General features: G+C 33.1%; 19 protein-coding genes. 2 read left to right on the top strand and 17 right to left on the bottom strand.

Annotated elements, in window-relative coordinates; all coding sequences use genetic code 11:
* The first annotated feature begins 274 nt into the window (after window positions 1–274).
* Window positions 275–1,039 (top strand): DeoR/GlpR family DNA-binding transcription regulator, encoded by a 765-nt coding sequence (locus N7659_RS07375; protein WP_263276513.1) that lies wholly within the window; start codon window positions 275–277, stop codon window positions 1,037–1,039.
* A 56-nt stretch (window positions 1,040–1,095) separates the two neighbouring features.
* On the opposite strand, the gene N7659_RS07370 is transcribed toward N7659_RS07375, so the two are convergent.
* From N7659_RS07370 to N7659_RS07310, 13 genes are all read right to left on the bottom strand, one after another.
* Entirely contained in the window at window positions 1,096–2,493 is a 1,398-nt protein-coding gene (locus N7659_RS07370) for a C69 family dipeptidase (protein WP_263276512.1), read from the bottom strand.
* A 10-nt stretch (window positions 2,494–2,503) separates the two neighbouring features.
* Window positions 2,504–3,415 (bottom strand): DNA-binding protein WhiA, encoded by a 912-nt coding sequence (whiA, locus tag N7659_RS07365; RefSeq protein WP_263276511.1) that lies wholly within the window; start codon window positions 3,413–3,415, stop codon window positions 2,504–2,506.
* Complete coding sequence (locus N7659_RS07360) at window positions 3,412–4,389, bottom strand: YvcK family protein (RefSeq protein ID WP_263276510.1); 978 nt, start codon at window positions 4,387–4,389, stop codon at window positions 3,412–3,414. The genes whiA and N7659_RS07360 overlap by 4 nt, the downstream gene beginning before the upstream one ends.
* On the bottom strand, window positions 4,386–5,276 hold the full coding sequence (gene rapZ, locus N7659_RS07355; RefSeq protein WP_263276509.1) for an RNase adapter RapZ: 891 nt from the start codon (window positions 5,274–5,276) through the stop codon (window positions 4,386–4,388). The genes N7659_RS07360 and rapZ overlap by 4 nt, the downstream gene beginning before the upstream one ends.
* Window positions 5,277–5,359: 83 nt before the next feature.
* Complete coding sequence (locus N7659_RS07350; protein ID WP_199567641.1) at window positions 5,360–5,917, bottom strand: TlpA family protein disulfide reductase; 558 nt, start codon at window positions 5,915–5,917, stop codon at window positions 5,360–5,362.
* A 13-nt stretch (window positions 5,918–5,930) separates the two neighbouring features.
* On the bottom strand, window positions 5,931–6,644 hold the full coding sequence (locus tag N7659_RS07345) for a cytochrome c biogenesis CcdA family protein (RefSeq protein WP_263276508.1): 714 nt from the start codon (window positions 6,642–6,644) through the stop codon (window positions 5,931–5,933).
* A 60-nt stretch (window positions 6,645–6,704) separates the two neighbouring features.
* Window positions 6,705–7,895, bottom strand: a complete 1,191-nt coding sequence (locus tag N7659_RS07340) for an MFS transporter (RefSeq protein WP_263276507.1) — start codon at window positions 7,893–7,895, stop codon at window positions 6,705–6,707.
* A 140-nt stretch (window positions 7,896–8,035) separates the two neighbouring features.
* Window positions 8,036–8,581, bottom strand: coding sequence for a CPBP family intramembrane glutamic endopeptidase (locus N7659_RS07335; RefSeq protein ID WP_263276506.1), 546 nt, complete (start codon window positions 8,579–8,581; stop codon window positions 8,036–8,038).
* 90 nt (window positions 8,582–8,671) lie between these two features.
* Window positions 8,672–8,839, bottom strand: a complete 168-nt coding sequence (locus N7659_RS07330; protein WP_263276505.1) for a hypothetical protein — start codon at window positions 8,837–8,839, stop codon at window positions 8,672–8,674.
* A gap of 62 nt (window positions 8,840–8,901) precedes the next feature.
* Entirely contained in the window at window positions 8,902–9,237 is a 336-nt protein-coding gene (locus N7659_RS07325) for a helicase BlpT (protein ID WP_263276504.1), read from the bottom strand.
* A gap of 17 nt (window positions 9,238–9,254) precedes the next feature.
* Window positions 9,255–9,575, bottom strand: coding sequence for a hypothetical protein (locus N7659_RS07320; protein ID WP_263276503.1), 321 nt, complete (start codon window positions 9,573–9,575; stop codon window positions 9,255–9,257).
* Between the two features lie 12 nt (window positions 9,576–9,587).
* Entirely contained in the window at window positions 9,588–9,914 is a 327-nt protein-coding gene (locus N7659_RS07315) for a hypothetical protein (RefSeq protein WP_263276502.1), read from the bottom strand.
* Window positions 9,915–9,981: 67 nt separating this feature from the next.
* Window positions 9,982–10,305: a hypothetical protein gene (locus N7659_RS07310; RefSeq protein ID WP_263276501.1), complete on the bottom strand. Its 324-nt coding sequence runs from the start codon at window positions 10,303–10,305 to the stop codon at window positions 9,982–9,984.
* 241 nt (window positions 10,306–10,546) lie between these two features.
* Here N7659_RS07310 and N7659_RS07305 point away from each other — a divergent pair, with 241 nt between their 5' ends.
* Complete coding sequence (locus N7659_RS07305; RefSeq protein WP_263276500.1) at window positions 10,547–10,999, top strand: hypothetical protein; 453 nt, start codon at window positions 10,547–10,549, stop codon at window positions 10,997–10,999.
* 87 nt (window positions 11,000–11,086) lie between these two features.
* Here N7659_RS07305 and N7659_RS07300 read toward each other — a convergent pair whose 3' ends face one another.
* From N7659_RS07300 to N7659_RS07285, 4 genes are all read right to left on the bottom strand, one after another.
* Window positions 11,087–11,422 carry a hypothetical protein gene (locus N7659_RS07300; RefSeq protein ID WP_263276499.1) on the bottom strand — a complete coding sequence of 112 codons (336 nt, stop codon included), beginning with the start codon at window positions 11,420–11,422 and terminating at the stop codon, window positions 11,087–11,089.
* A 90-nt stretch (window positions 11,423–11,512) separates the two neighbouring features.
* Window positions 11,513–11,806 (bottom strand): hypothetical protein, encoded by a 294-nt coding sequence (locus N7659_RS07295; protein WP_263276498.1) that lies wholly within the window; start codon window positions 11,804–11,806, stop codon window positions 11,513–11,515.
* 225 nt (window positions 11,807–12,031) lie between these two features.
* Window positions 12,032–12,739: a sensor histidine kinase gene (locus tag N7659_RS07290; RefSeq protein WP_263276497.1), complete on the bottom strand. Its 708-nt coding sequence runs from the start codon at window positions 12,737–12,739 to the stop codon at window positions 12,032–12,034.
* Window positions 12,740–13,365: 626 nt separating this feature from the next.
* Window positions 13,366–14,103: a response regulator transcription factor gene (locus tag N7659_RS07285; protein ID WP_263276496.1), complete on the bottom strand. Its 738-nt coding sequence runs from the start codon at window positions 14,101–14,103 to the stop codon at window positions 13,366–13,368.
* Between the last annotated feature and the right edge of the window lie 498 nt (window positions 14,104–14,601).

Genomic DNA, 14,601 nt, shown 5'->3' with positions numbered 1-14,601 from the left:
ATTTTATGGGATGTTATCTCATTTTTAATGCCTTCAAAGGTAATTAAATTTTAGTTTGACATGACAATAACACAGTCAAAATTACAATTTAAATTACCTTATTCACACCCTTCTAATATAAACTAAAACAAACACAAAGTCAAGTTTTTATGTTTATATTTGTTTGTATTTATTTGTTTTTTTAAGCAAAAAAAGAGAAATTGATTGAAAAAATTAAGGCTCTATGCTATGATAAATCTACAATCAGTCGAATGACTATATGAAGGAGTATGGCATGTTAAAAAGAGAGCGCTTACAAAGGATTCTTGAAAAAGTTAACAATGAGGGACTCATCACCGTGCAAGAAATTATTGCCGAGTTAGATGTCTCAGACATGACTGTTCGAAGAGATTTAGACGAATTAGAAAAAAATGGTAAATTAATTCGAGTACATGGTGGCGCACAAAGTATTAGTCAAAATAGCTTCTATGAGCGTTCAAATACTGAAAAACTAGCAAAACAAATCAATGAAAAACAAGAAATCGCTGCTGCTGCTGCTCAATTAATTAATGATGGTGAAACTATTTTTCTTGGTCCTGGAACAACGATTGAATGTTTAGCAAGAGATTTACGACAACGTAAACTACGGATTATCACTAATAGTTTACCTGTTTTTAATATCTTAAAAGATAGCCAATCGGTGGATCTCATTCTTCTTGGTGGAGAATATCGAGATATTACAGGTGCTTTTGTGGGCAGTTTTGCAAATAACTATGTTAAATCATTAAAATTTTCAAAAACCTTTATTAGTGCAAATGCTATCTATAAAGAGCGTGTAGCAACTTATAGTGAGTCCGAAGGGGAATTGCTTAATATTGTTTTAAACAATTCTATTCAAAAAATACTACTAGCTGACCATACGAAATTTGGACGCTATGATTTCTATGTTTTTTATAAAACGAATTATTTTGATTATTTAATAACTGATGCTAATATCTCTCAAGAAAATCAAAAGCTTTATAATCAATATACTGAAATTATTATTCCTGAACAATCATAATAAAAAAGCATTGATGGCAATGCTTTTTTATTATACACATTAATTTTAATGCTTTATTAATCACTGACTGAAAATCGATTAGTCATCAAATTACTGGCATCGTGAAGAAGTTTTCCTAAGAGAAGATTGGTTTTTTCTTCTACATAGTCGCTCATAGCTTGATTTTCTTGTTCAAAATCAATTGTTTCACCTTGATCAAGTGCTTTATCAACTCTTAAAAGTCGCTCATGTCCTTTTGCCATAATCTCTTGGTTGTAGCTTTCAATATCTCCTTCATGTTGTCTAAAATGAGGGTCACTAATAGCTGCTATCAAGCGATTGGTCCAGTAAAAACTCTTGGTTGTCACTGTCTCAGGTGTGTAGGCAAAATACTCTGGTGTTTTACTTATTTGTGTGAAAAAAGGAACCATAGTATTAAAAGGCATGGAACCATAACTCAACCACTGTATACCTGTTGTTTCTTTTGGTCTATCAGGACGAAGTTGTAACAGAGCAGTTTGGCTAGTTCTATTGATACCAATAGGTCTAAAAGCTTTTCTAGAATGCTCATTTCCTTCAAGTCCATAAGGATCATAAACAGTGTTTTGATAATGTCCGCTTAAAACATACTTGATGTCCTCAACAGTAATCTTGCGATAAGGTTTTTGACACCAAGGAATGAAAAAACTAGTGGGCTCTTGCTTTATTTCTGGGTTTAAAAAACTTTGTATAAACCAAGATCTTGGAGTATTATATTGTCTATCTTTATCTTTTTGACTACCAAAAGCTAGTCTTGGGTTAAAATGTTCATGACTATAATTTAATTCAAGATGATTTTCTTTAATAAACTCACGAAGATCTGTTGAATAAAGAAAATGGTCAGGATTATTAAACTCAAAATAATCAATACCTAATTGATTAGGATTGGTGACATAGGCATTATCTGGGACGCGTCTTGCAATCCAGTGGTGACCACCTACTGTTTCCATCCACCAAATCTCATTAACATCTGAAAAAGCAATGCCATTGGATTCGTAGGTGCCAAATGCTTCAAGAATCTTACCAAGGCGCATGACACCCTCACGCGCCGAATGAATATAAGGTAAGACGAGTGTTACCATATCTTCTTCACCAATGCCAGAAGGCACTAACGGATCTGCTCCTAACACACGACTATTGGTTGTGATGGTTTCAGTGGCACTCATTGCAATATTTTCTTCATTGATGCCAGCTGCTGCCCAAAGACCATCTTTTCTAAGAGCATCTGGTACGGCTGTGTAACGCATTGGTTCTTCATCAAGTGACATTTCAAATGATGATAAAACTGAACGATATTTCTTTGGTTGATCTTCTTTGTTGAAGACAACAAAATGTTTTGGTGTGAACTCACCATTTTGTGAATCTTCTGTTCTTGCAATCATGGTTGAGCCGTCATAACTAGCATTTTTACCTACAAGAATAGTTGTACATCCCATCTTTTTTCTCCTATAATTCTTCTGCTATTTTATTTATTTTTCTTAAGCGATGATTAACACCACTTTTGGTTAAGGGAAAATCCAAACTATCAGCAATTTCCTGTAGTGAATACTCTGGATGAGTCACTCTAATGTGAGCAATTTGTTGCAGTTCAATCGAAAGACTCTCTAAGCCGATAGTATCTTTTATCTTACTGATATTATTGATAATTTTCATGCTGGCATTAATCGTTCTTGTGATATTTGCGGTTTCAACATTGTTAGCGCGGTTAATATCATTTCTTGCTTCTTTCATTAACTTAATTTCTTCAAACGTTTCTCTAGCTGCCATAGCATTAATGACAATCAAGAAATCCATGATATCATCAGCTTTTTGAAGATAGGTGACAGCACCATTTTTTCGTTCAATGACTTTAGCGTCCAGTAGAAATTTTTTCATGAGATTAGCCAAATCATGCGCATGGTCCAAATAAACAGAAAAAATTTCTAGTTGATATTTTCCTGAATCTGGTTCTCTAATGGTGCCAGCTGATAAAAAAGCACCTCTTAAATAAGATCGTCCCGCGTCATCATCCACCAAAATCTGATGGTCAATACCTGTTGAAAAACCAAAGAAAGAGTCAGCCAATTGTAATTGTGATAAGATTTTATCAACGTGTTCTTCAATAAAGACGTGATAAACACGATTTTTTTTGAGATTTGTTTTTTGGTGATAACGAATATCTGGTTTGACATGGCATAATGTTTCAAGCATTTCATAGATGTGTCTTGCGACCTTAGCATTTTCTGTTGAAACAGATAAGGTTAAGCCATTACTTGTCAAGCCTAAATTTCCTGACATTTTAATAGTGGCTGCTAATTCATAGCCATCAACAGTTGAAGTGCTTAAAATTTCTTCTTTAACTGTGGTTGTAAAACTCATAGTCCATGTCCTTTAATCAAACTCATCAACTCTTCTACGACTAAATCACCATGATGGAAGGCACCACCATTTTCTAATCGTAAAAAGTTAGAAGAGATAACACGTTTTACTTGTTTGGTTAAGCCTTTAAAATCATGATCAACTTGAACAAGATATTCGTCGAATTGGTTATTATCCATATAACCTTTAGGAACAGGTTCGATGTTAACTAGTACTGTATCAATAATATCTTTTCCAAGATGTTTATTAAGAACAGCCACATGGTCACTATCTGTAAAATGCTCTGTTTCACCGTACTGAGTCATGATATTACAAACATAGGCTATTTCAGCTGGCGTTTTTAAGAGAGCTTCTTTAATTTCTGGAATCACTAAGCTGGGTAAAATAGAGGTAAATAAAGAGCCTGGTCCTAAAACAATCATGTCGCTTTCCATAATGCTTTCAACAACTTTGCGGCTAGCTTTAGGCACATCATCATTATAAGCATTGGTCACATAAACATAATCAATCATTCCTTTATAGTTAGCAATTTGACTTTCCCCTATCACTTCATGGCCATCTTGAAAAATGGCATGAAGTGTTAGAGCCTGCTCACTAGCTGGGAAAATTTTTCCAGTGACATGAAAGAATTTTGAAAGTAGTTGGATAGCATTGTAAGTCGATCCTTGCATCTCTGAAATGCCTGCAATGATAAGATTTCCTAGAGGATGACCTGCTAAAGCCCCATCATTTTCATGGAAACGGTATTGGAAAATCTGTTCATAAAACTTTGGCATGTCACTCATGGCTACTAATACATTACGTAAATCTCCTGGTGGTACTAATTGCATGACGGATCTAAGCTCACCAGAACTCCCACCATCATCTGCAACCGTTACAATCGCAACAATATCAACGTTTTGATGGCGTAAACTATTTAAAATAACAGGAATGCCTGTGCCACCACCAATAACGGTTATTTTCGGTTTTCTCATGAGCGATTTAAGGTCTCCTTACGTTTTTGATAATCTCTGTGGCTTTCATTGACTGGCCAATCTTGTTTTAATTCTTCTGCAATTCGGTGGGCAAAAGCAACACTTCTATGTTGACCGCCAGTACAGCCAATAGCTATGGTTAGGGTTGATTTTCCTTCTTTACGATAACTAGGTAAAATTGGTTGTAAGAGTGTCATTAAATGTTGATAGAACTCTTCTGATTCTTGATGATTCATGACATAGTCATAAACGGGTTGATCTAGTCCTGTCATCGGTCTTAGGTCAGGTTGGTAATGAGGATTTGGCAAAAAACGGACATCAAAAACAAGGTCAGCATCAAGTGGCAAACCATACTTAAAACCAAAACTCATCACTTCTATGCGAAACATTTTTTGCTGATTATCACCAGAAAACTGATCGACAATCGTTTGACGCAATTGTCTAGGGGTGAGGGTTGTGGTATCAACAACATTTTGACTAAGACTTTTTAGGGGTGCTAAAAGTTCTCTTTCGAGCTTTATGCCATCTAACACACGACCATCTGCAGACAAAGGATGACTTCTTCTGGTTTCTTTATAACGTGAAATCAACTCACCATCTGTGGCATCAAGAAATAGAATTTTAACGGTAATGTGATCATTTAATTCTAAATCATCTAAAATGTTGGTTAGTTCAGAGAAAAATAAGCGACTCCTCATGTCTACGACTAAAGCAACCTTGTGGTTTTCATTAGCTTGTAATACCAATTCTAAAAACTTTGGCATGAGGGTTGGTGGCATATTATCAATGGTGAAATAGCCTAAATCTTCAAATGATTGAATGGCAACTGTTTTTCCTGCTCCACTCATTCCAGTGACAATAACAAGGTTAATGTTTTGATTAGACATAGCAACTCCTTCTCTCTTTTTTCTTTTTTATATTATATCAAAAAATTCACCATCCTTGTGGTGAATTTCTTTTTATGTTTGACTTATTTTAAAAGCGCCAATTGTTCTTCTAACATAGCTTCATTGATTTGACCTGGGTAGTATTTTGCCAAGCTACCATCGCTATTAATGAATACATGTGTCGGAAAAGCTCTTATGGCATAATCTTCCATAAAGTGATCATTACTGTCAAAGTAAACTGGATAAGTGGCACCAAGTTCTTTAGCTGCTGCTAAAATAGTGGCAGAGTCCTTGTCAGCAGGATTACTATTTTTAAATTGTTTATCATTAGGTGAAGTGACAGATAAAAAGACAATGTCATCGTCTTCTTTAACGTTTTGGTAAACTTTTTCTAATTCTGGAAATTCTCGCTTACAAGGACCACACCAGCTCGCCCAGACATTAATATAAACTTTTTTTCCTTTTAAATCACTTAAGGAAATGGTCTCACCTTTATCATCTATCAAGGTGAAATCAGGTGCTGTTTCTGTCTTTGCTTCTTGAGTTGTTTCAACTTGACTCGATGATTGTTTATCTTCTTGTGTGGTTGAGCAAGCTGTCAGTAAAAAAAGTGACACTAGTAATAAAAAATATTTTTTCATGTTTGAACCTCTCTTATATTAAATAATTCATAAAGACAGTAAATGACCCCGTTAAAATACTAACACCAATGACAAGTAAAATAAGGCCTGAAATAATTTTAGTATAGCTGACAAATTTTACTTGTTGTTTAAAGAATTGGAGCATTTTCTGAGAAAAAATAGCCACTAGCAAAAACGGGAGCATAAAACCAATAGAATAAACTAACAGTAAGATAATGCTAAGACTTCCTTGATGGGAACTAGCATAAAAGAAGACACTCGCTAAAATAGGACCGATACAAGGACTCCAAGAAAAACTAAAGGTAAATCCTAGTAAAAAAGCTAAGAGTGGGCCTACTTTTTGCCCTACTTTATATATCGATTGTTTGGCTGAAAATTCTCTCAGTAGAAAGTCAATTTTAAGCCATCCCATTTGAAACAGCCCCATTGCAATCATCAAAATGCCACTAATAATCTGTAAAAATTTTAAATGCTCATTTAAAAAACGACTTAAAAGACTGCTTGCAAAAGCTAAGATAAAAAAAGTTAAAGCAATGCCTGAAATAAAACATAATGTATTAATCAGTACTCTTTTTTGCCTCTTGGCTAAACGATCTTGACTATCCTTATCACTATCTCCAGCTAAAATCCCAATATATATCGGCAAAATTGGTAAAACACAGGGAGAAAAAAATGATAAAATGCCTTCTAAAAAGAGGGCGAATAGTGTGATGTTTTGGATTGCCATATCATCCTCCTTATGATTATTATCGTTAAGACTAAACATTGACAAAACGATAGCGATTATTTACTCACTAACATCATTTGAAATAATAACATCTCTATTTTTAAAATAGAGTATCGGTGCTAGTAATACTAGCAACAAACCTAGCAAAATAAAGGTTCTTGCAAAACCACAATTATCAATCAACCAACCCGTGAAAGGAAAAACAATAATCATTGATAAGCTAAAACACATAGCATTAACACTTAACAGCGTTGCTCTTACTTCACTTGGTAAATTGTGTTGTAGATCGTTGTTGAAAATGGGTAAAAATAAAGCATATAAGCCATTACTAAAGAGATAAATCAAAGCATAAAAGATGATATTTCCAGTGATGGCAAAAACAAAACTAAGTCCTGTTAGAAAGACTAAAATCGGAAAAATGCGTCTGGAATGCCATTTTTCACCAATACGACTAGCCAACCAAACAGCTAAAACATTGATGACACTCCCTAAAAGCATGATGAAACTAATTTGCCAGACGGTTAAATCGGGTAATTCATTTTGATAGTAGAAATAAAACATACACATGATGCTAGCGACAAATTGAAAACTGAGCATCCAAAATAGCAGACCTGGTTTTTCTTTAAATTCTTTTGAAACAACTGAGACAATCGATTTTAAAGTGGTTTGTTCACCTTCTTTAGCTTTTAACTGTGGTTCTTTCATCAGATAGATTAAGCCAATACCAATCAATGACAAAACAATCATGATGTAGTAAGTATAGTATAAAAGACCATGAACAAAAAAACTTGCCAGAACACTGCCAAGTGCTAATCCTGCTTCAACAAAGCCAGCAATAACGCTTGTGATTTTTAAGTAGCGTGACTCAAGACCAGCCTCTTTAGCCGACTCAAAAAGCATTGCTGAATCAGTTCCTGAGCTAAAATTATAGCCTAAGGCGGTTAGAATCATGGCGATGGCATAAATCCAGAAATTGCCTTGCCCTAAAATCATCAAAAGACTGGATAGGATGGTCATCACTCGACTGATATAAAGGTTGGTTTTATAAGTAAAACGATCTGCCAACATGCCTGAAGGGATTTCAAAAAGAATGCTGGTGCCATGAAATAAACTTTCCAAAAGACCAACTTCTAATAAACTCATCCCATTTTGGCTAAGAAACAAGACCCAAAAAGTGGTGATGCCAAAAAAGGAAAGAAAATCTAGTCCTCCGAGAAGGATGATATTGCGACGATACTTTTTCTGAAACATGCTATTTTATTCTCCCTTACTATCAGACATTATATCATAAAAGATTCTGTCGATTCAGTCCTGTCTGGCATCATTTTAAAAAAATTTAATAAGCTAATTGGTGTCGTCACTAATATTGTTAGATAGGCATTATTAGTCAGTTATACTAGTAATGGCACTATCAAAATAATTGTATTAATCCCTGCATGACATAAGATTGAAACCAACAAGTTGTTGCTCTTTTTATAGGCATAGCCAAAAATAAGACCTGCAAAGGCATAATGAATAAAAGAAACCAAATTTTCTGGGCAATGAAATCCCGCAAAAATACTTGCAGCTAATAAAACGCCAATCCAATTATTTTTAAAAGCACCTTTTTGGATAAATCCTCTCATTAACAACTCTTCTTGTAATGGTGCAAGAAAGACCAAACTTGAAACGAGAGATAAACTATAACCATTTTCTAAATAACTTTCTTTAAGTGCAGTTGCAGCTCCTGAGTAGATATCAAAAAAATAATTGTAAACACTTGAAAATATAAAAATTGTCACCAAAGACACAAGAAAAATTAACCATTGCTTTTTAGTTGGAAAACGAAGTTTGTCTATCCCAGACTTTTGAAAATACCAGAAACTAAACCACAATAAAATAATCTCTACCACAACTTGAACAACATCATTGATGGCTTGATTATCAAAATGAAACATATATAAAATAGCCCAAAAGAAAAGAGGACCTAATAACCCAATAAAAAAATTACCTACTCTTGCCAAGTTCTTCTCCTTTTTAAAATTCTTTTATTGAAAAAGTCGTCTAAGCATTCTCAACCAGATGGAATTCCCTTTTTTCTGTGCTAGTTCTTTTTTATAACGCTCACGCTCATCTTCCATACCGTCTTTAAGTACAAAATAAACAATAAGTAGAGTTCCTAAAATAAAAATCAGTTCCTTTAACCATTGCATCATTTTTCTCCTTTTATTTTTTATTTTAATAGCACAGGTTATTTGCTTAACTTATCCTATTAGCTTTACATCATCGCAATTGGACCATATAGTTTAAGATTTGGTTTGACGTCTTCAAAATGGAAACGATCGTAGGCTTTCCATGCTTGATAGGCATCTGTTTCAAGTTTTAACTGCCCAATCCCAATCAAAAGACTGGCTCTTTGATGAAATTTTTCCAATTCAAGCAAAATAACATTATTAATCTTTTTGGTTTTTTCAATTGTTCTCATCATATCATCAATATTATTTTGAAATCTTTGTTCATCTCCCAACCCTTTTTTAGAGTTTTGGAATTTTTGGTTTAAAGTATTGATGAGTATGCTTGCTTCTTTTAGTGTGTCTTTAGTAAATGTTGTCATTATCATATCCTCCTATTTTAATCTGATAGTACTTGATAGGCTTTTTGAAACTGCTTTTCACTTAGAACTTGATGGTTTGTACCATCAACATAGTCCCCAATATAGCCATTTCGATACATGTAATAACCCATGAAGCCACCGCCACCAGCACTACCAGTCATCCCCATTTTTAGGTTGGCTCTAGTATCTGGATTAAGACCAGCTAATAGGATTAAGACATGATTATCAACCCATCTCATATAGTTTTTGGCAAAGGCTTGTTTAACCCAATCAGGTTGGTTAGAATCACGACTAACTCTCCAAACATCTACTTCTTTGCCACGATACATCGCTTTCATAATAACCTTCTTTCATCCAAGTGACAGTTTTAAAAACCGAAATACTAAAAAATGAAACAGTGAAACACTCCCCGCTGTTGATAAATGATCGATAGTATCGATTAATTTTCTAGCATCTTCAGGAAGCGTCACCCCCGCAGCCACAATTTTTTGATTGACTGTTGAAACAAATTCCTTTGCTCTCTGTCGCAGAATCATATCATTTGACTTGCCTTCTTCTAGGAAAACTAAAAAAATCTTGGTCAAGTGATTTAAATTGATTTTTTCATTGATGGTATAGTCATCTCTAATGATTTGATACAAGTTTTTAACTGTTGCTTTTAGTGCTTTTTTCAACATGTTCTTTCTCCTTTCTTGCCTCTAACCAGTAGATAACCTTCATTGCAATATCACTAACTTCTTTTGATTATCCTTTAAATGCAAAAGGATGTATCTTGCTTGTCGTTTCAGAAGAGCTATTTAATGCCTGAATGTGATGCCACAACTCACTGCCTTCTTTTGATAAAACAATGCCACCAGGCATTAAATGTCTTCCAAATACTGTCACAAAGCGACGTAATTTAGAGGCTACCACAGCTTCACCTTCTTCTTTGGAGTGAAGACTGTCTAAAAATTCCTGGATCGTTTTGAGAGCATTTTGTTTAGGCTCACTAGCAATTGCCATGGAAGCAATTTCTTTTTCCAAACTTATCACTAAAGCAATACTTTTTTCTTTATAAGTTGTAGTCATGATTTTTTCCTTTCTTCTTTACGTCATTTTGTATTTCATTGATTTTTAATATTATTAGTGATGATTTGATAAATAAATAATAACACAACAATTTATTTTAGACGTGCTTTTTCCTAAACAGTCATTTAACAGTCCTAAATGGTAAAATTTAATATTTTTCATAAAAATAGGGTATAATAGAAATATCTTAAAAGAATTGAGTTTAGAAATGAAAGTTATCAAAGTTTTTTTTGGAGTCATAATGATAATCATTATTATCACTTGGTTAAAATCCTTTTCATCAGATTCAAAATATGTTGACCCAAGACAAAATCAAATTAATGCGATTAAAATCCAAGAAAAAGAAATGGAACAAAAAGTCCATGAAAGATATCCACAAATCAAAAGCTTGGAAATTATTTATGATACATTAACTATTGACGCTATTCCAAATCATCCATTTTTTGGTTTTGGAACTGACTATTATCAATTAGAAGTTCGATCTAAATTTAATCATATGGAAAACAGCGATATTATTCTTTCCTTTGATTTGGAAAATCAAACGGATCTCCCAAATATTTCTAATTTCGGCTTTTTATACCCCAATTTTCTTTTTAAAGATGAAGAAGGGCATGAGTATTGGACTCGATATGATGAAGAAACGTTAAAACTAATAAGCGGTGAAGAGTTAGCAAAAAGAACATTAAGTCAATAAAACAATTGGTAAACTAACATTTAAAAAAGCCTTTCAGGCTTTTTTAATTTGCTTTATTTTTTCTTTAGAATAAATAGTTTTTGCTCATCATATCTTAAAGAAAGCACCATGCCCTTTGTCACTGTATTTAGCATTGGTGTCTTCAATGGAACGATAAAGATCACTTTCTTCAGTGGTCAATGTTACTTGTCCGTCATGCTTAATAGCACCAATCTCTTTGATTAACCACTTCACTTTTAAAGAAATGCTTAAAATACTACTATTTTTTCTAGAAATTTCCTTAAGACCTTCATCGATTTTAGTCACTATGGCTTGGTGGAAGGCATCATCATAAGATGCCATTTTTTCTTTGAAGGATTCTATTAAGGGCACAATAGTAGCTTGAAATTCTGCTGTTTTATCATCTTTTTTTGTATGAAACATTTGTATAACCTCCGGTAAATTTTCTAGTGTTGTTTACTCATTTACTTCATTGTAACAAATCTAAACCTGTACAAACCATCGCTCTATACTCTAGAGTATATAATTTAAAACACTATCTTTCTCTGGATTTGATAATTCTCTGAGTTTATCAATATATTGTGACTCCTCTGGCGTATACTTAGTAGCTAATGACAATCGCTCAAGAGACAATTGTTGCAAAAATTTGCTTAGTTCTGCTTTCATAGTAAGATTATTAAGAGTTGAGTCATTGAGATTTTTTCTGAATGCCGAAACAAGATTCATTAGTTGTATTTCCTTACGATAACTAAGACTATTTTCAAGATTTTGTAATATATCTGTCACTTCATTTATTTTTGTATTCATGATAAACATCTCCTTTATTATTTTCATTTTTTTCTTCTGTTAGATTAACAAATTAAGTATATCACAAAATATTTCTAGTCTATAACTATTTCCTAAACAGTCATCGAAATGTCCCAAATGGTAATCAGTGACTATCTGACTAAATAATAAGTTCAACTATAATATTCTGGTAAATATAACAATAAACTCTTTAGATAGTTTTACCATCTAGAGAGTTTATTTCATTTATAAATGTATCTCCAAAACTTGACTAAAGCGATAGTTCTGTGCACTGGTTTTCAGAGAAACATTGGGATAGCGCTCAACAATTTTCATCACGTTATATAAGCCGATACCTCTACCTTCACCTTTGGTACTCACTCCATAGTCATAGAGCCTTGAAATATCCATTCTTTCTTCTTTGATGGTGTTTTCCACTATAAATAATTGCTTATTACCAGATAAAAGAAGGGCAATCGACATTTCTCTTGGTTTTGCTTCTATCGCATTATCACAAAGGATTGAAACAACCGTTATAAAGTCAATTAAGTCCATCTTTTGAAGTTCAATGACTTCAGGAATATCAATGCTGACTGAAATCTGTTTTTCTGTTGCCTGGATAAATTTTGTAGCCAGTAAACTCTTTAATGCCGGATTGTTGATATTGACCAATCGTCCCAAATCGTATTTGTGTTTTTTAAAATCCACATCAGAATCTTTGAGCACGGACGTATAAATAGCTTTTACTTGATTGATATCCTCAGACTCAATGCCCAGTCTCAAGGTTGTCAATAAGTTGATATAATCATGACGAAAACTTCTAATTTCCTTATAAAGTGCTTCAATTTGCTTATTATAATTTTCCATGCCATGTAATTGCAAATCTTTTTGGAAGCTTAACTGCTCCTGCACTTGCTTACGCAAATGTCTATCCATTTGATTAATAAGACCCATGAAAAAAATTAAGTATATCACAAACATGAAATTACGATAATTCTCCGTTCCAATTAGCTTCTCATAATCTAAATAACTAAGTAATCCATAAACTAAATGATATAAGATCATTATGAAATTAGCAAAATAAATAATATTTTTTTCTTTAATATCCAGGAAAATTTTCTTCAATTTAGTAAAGTCATACTGTAACCATTTTAAAAAAAATAAACAATAAGACGTAACCATAATATTAACCATTAAATACCAAAAATAATTGTTTAGCAACTGCTCATTAAAACCAAAAATTGGTAGTACAAAAGAAACAATCATTCTATTAAAAAGAATGTAGAGCGTTGGTGAAAACAAACCATAAAAAATTAACAACACTATTGGTAATGGTCTTAGAAAAAGGAAAGAGAGGAGTGTCATATAGAGAGGATAATCAAAATAAGACAAAAAGTTAACTTTAAAGATAGTAATCAAAGTTACTGACAATACTGCAATCGGTAATCGAATAATAATAGCTAAGAGGATTTCCTTCAAAGATAACCTTCTTTGATTAACTTTTGAAAATAAAAGTAAATCAAGAGACAAAGAAATAAATGGAAATACTATGAACCAAAAAGTAGACATCACATTTTCCATTAGTGCAAGTCCTCAACAATCTTTACAATAGTATTAATCTTTTGTCTTGAAATGAGGCAGCTAGTCCCATTTGGAAAATAAATGACTCTTTCTTGTCTATCTACCTTAAGAACATTTGCCGGATTAATAGCAAAAGAGCGGTGACATTGAATTAAGTGATTGTTCTGTTTTAAAATTTCAGATAAACTAGCCGTAAATTCCATTCTGTCGTTTTTAGTGTAAAGGATGACACGATGTGGTCTTGGTGATGTTTCGATATAATACACTTCATTAAAAGGGTACTGGACTTGAGCATACTTAGACTTGAAATAGAAGGACTCTTCTGCCAATGTTTTACCATCTTTTTGGTCAGCATAGATAAGAGTTGTTTCTATTCTCTTTTCAAACTCTTCTTGAGAGAGTTCTTTATCAATAAAGTCTAAAGCAGCGACTTGATAACGAAAGGTGAGAGGCATAAACTCAGTGTGTGTGGTGACAAAAACAATAATCGCATAGGGATCAATCGCCCTAATTTGTTTTGCTACTTCTAGTCCTTTTAATTCATCTGTTTTTATCTCAATATCCAAGAAAAAAAGCTGATGTGCTCCCTTTTCTTCGATGGCTTCTAGTAATTGATTGGCTTTTCCAAATATCTCAAATTTTTTCGGAGACATATGATTTTTTCTAGTCAGTTCTTTAATGGTTGTTTCCATTCGTGATTGTTGAATAAAATCATCTTCTAAGACAAATATATTCATCTTGCACTTCCTCTTACTTTCCATCACTTTGTTAGGATTACTTTCAAACTCATGTAGTAATGATTATCCATTTTTAATAATATGATTAGTCCTATCAATGATAGGTTATCATAAAACATGACGTTTTATTACCCAGATCTCAAAAGGTCATCAAAACGTCTTAAACTGTTTTTCTCATTGTTAACGAAGTAGAATTCTCTTTTTTCTTTGATTATCCCTGTTTTTCAATTATCTATTTTATCATAAAATTAACTTCTTTAACATCTGACAAAATGCATTTTTATCTAACAATTGGAAAAATTAATTCTCAACTTTTAACATTATCGTTACTATCAGCAGTATGATAAATGCTATGAGATCACCTTTTTAAATTGGCTCTATAATATCTGTAGTGGGTAACTCCGCCACAGAAGTTATAGGGCTTTTTCAATGCAGACAAAAAGTCCCACATGACTTATAATGAAAAGCGACAAAACCACTCATTAGAAAGAATCATAT

The sequence above is a fragment of the Streptococcus sp. CSL10205-OR2 genome (assembly GCF_025660655.1).
GTDB lineage: Bacteria > Bacillota > Bacilli > Lactobacillales > Streptococcaceae > Streptococcus.
Note: the sequence above shows the minus strand (reverse complement) of the source record. Positions and strands in the feature narration are given on the sequence as shown.